The organism is Caldimonas taiwanensis NBRC 104434 (assembly GCF_001592165.1).
Taxonomy (GTDB): Bacteria; Pseudomonadota; Gammaproteobacteria; order Burkholderiales; family Burkholderiaceae_C; genus Caldimonas; species Caldimonas manganoxidans.
Genome location: NZ_BCWK01000065.1, coordinates 1 through 1,445, shown reverse-complemented (window position 1 = coordinate 1,445; position 1,445 = coordinate 1). Strand labels below are relative to the sequence as shown.

The following is a 1,445-nucleotide window of genomic DNA, read 5'->3' as shown; positions in this document are numbered from 1 at the left end:
GTCAGGCATCGAACGCCGCCAGAGCACCGCCAGCGGTGACTTGGTCGTATCGCAATGGAGATGCGTAATTGCGGCAACGGAGGATTCGATCATGGCTCGTTCCACGATGCTGCACGTCCGGGTGGACGAGGAAATCAAGACGCAAGCCAGCGAGGCGCTGGCAGCCATGGGGCTGTCGGTGTCTGATGCCGTGCGCATCCTGCTCAAGCGCGTGGTGAACGACCAGGCCATCCTGCTGGAGTTGAAGGTGCCAAACGCCCAGACCCGCGCAGCGATGGAAGAAGCTCACGCCATGGCCAAGGCGCGCACCGCCCGTTTGGAGTCTGCAGACGCCCTGATCGATGACCTCGAAAACGCCCGTTTCGGCGCGAGCCAAAAAGCCAGCCAGCAGTAATCGGGCGCCGCTGCCCAGGGCGAGCGATTCCACCAAGGCTTTCCTCAAAGACTGGGAACGCCTCTGGCGTTCAGGTCGTGACGACCTGAAGCGGCTGAAGGCGGCGATGTTGCTGCTCATTGGCAGCGATGCGCCGCTGGGGCCTGAATGGCTGGATCACCCGCTCTGATAGGCGATTGGGCCGGCCACCGCGAATGCCACATCGGCGGCGGCTTCCTGTTCATTTATCGCCTGGATGGCTACGCGATCATCTTCGTTCGTGCGGGCACACACGCCGAGCCATTCGAGGAATGGCCGTCAGGCATCAAACCCCGCCACCACGTCCCACTGCACGGCCCAGTCGGTCGGCAGCGGGTTCCTCTGGAACCACGGCAGGCTGATGCAGCGGCGCTGCATCCCTGACCAGGGATGGTCTGTCGCTTACCCAGTTTTGGCAAGGACCCCACACTTGCCCCATGGGCACGATGAACACCTCGCTCCCCGGCACCCTGAAGTCCTTCGTGGACGAACAGGTCAGGCAGCGCGGCTACGGCACGAGCAGCGAGTACGTGCGCGAGTTGATCCGCAAGGATCAGGATCGCCAGCCACTGCGCAACCTGCTGCTGGCCGGAGTCGCCTCGGCCCCGGCGGCACCCGCCGATACCGGCTACTTTGATGGCCTGCGGGATCGGGTGCGCAAGGCCGCCAAACCCGCGACCAAGGCGTGAAGGCCAAGCCAATCATCCCGCGTGAGCAGGCCGGCCGGGATGTCGATGATGCAGCGCCAGGACCCTATCGACGTCTGGCGGGTGCTGCTGGCCCGAGGGACATCCCGGCATGGGTGCAGGAGCCTGACGGCCCGTGACGGTCGAATCGCCTGGGCATGTCTGCATGCTTGCCGGGGGCCACCCGCGGTAGCGGCGCCCGGCCACGGCATGGCCCGGCGTCGGTCCACACGAAGTCGCCGTCACTGACCGCGACCCACTCGCGCCTTCGCACCAACGCGGTCATCGCCTTGTGCCGCGGCGCAGCCGCACAGGTTGACCGGCAGGATCACGCGCGTCCATCGGCG

Annotated in this window: 4 protein-coding genes; all 4 read left to right on the top strand. The window is 65.8% G+C overall.

Annotation, left to right across the window (positions count from 1 at the left end; genetic code table 11):
• Positions 1–91 precede the first annotated feature (91 nt).
• The 4 genes from CTA01S_RS16080 to CTA01S_RS16075 are packed head-to-tail and all read left to right on the top strand — an operon-like array spanning position 92 to position 1,101.
• Entirely contained in the window at positions 92–394 is a 303-nt protein-coding gene (locus CTA01S_RS16080; protein ID WP_084362517.1) for a type II toxin-antitoxin system RelB/DinJ family antitoxin, read from the top strand.
• Positions 342–563: a type II toxin-antitoxin system RelE/ParE family toxin gene (locus tag CTA01S_RS16540; RefSeq protein ID WP_232301110.1), complete on the top strand. Its 222-nt coding sequence runs from the start codon at positions 342–344 to the stop codon at positions 561–563. The genes CTA01S_RS16080 and CTA01S_RS16540 overlap by 53 nt, the downstream gene beginning before the upstream one ends.
• Positions 542–796, top strand: a complete 255-nt coding sequence (locus CTA01S_RS16930) for a type II toxin-antitoxin system mRNA interferase toxin, RelE/StbE family (RefSeq protein WP_232301109.1) — start codon at positions 542–544, stop codon at positions 794–796. Before CTA01S_RS16540 ends, CTA01S_RS16930 begins: the two co-directional genes overlap by 22 nt.
• 53 nt (positions 797–849) lie before the next feature.
• The gene (locus tag CTA01S_RS16075; RefSeq protein ID WP_062196852.1) at positions 850–1,101 is read left to right on the top strand and encodes a ribbon-helix-helix domain-containing protein; all 252 of its coding nucleotides are present in this window, start codon (positions 850–852) and stop codon (positions 1,099–1,101) included.
• The last annotated feature ends 344 nt before the right edge of the window (positions 1,102–1,445 follow it).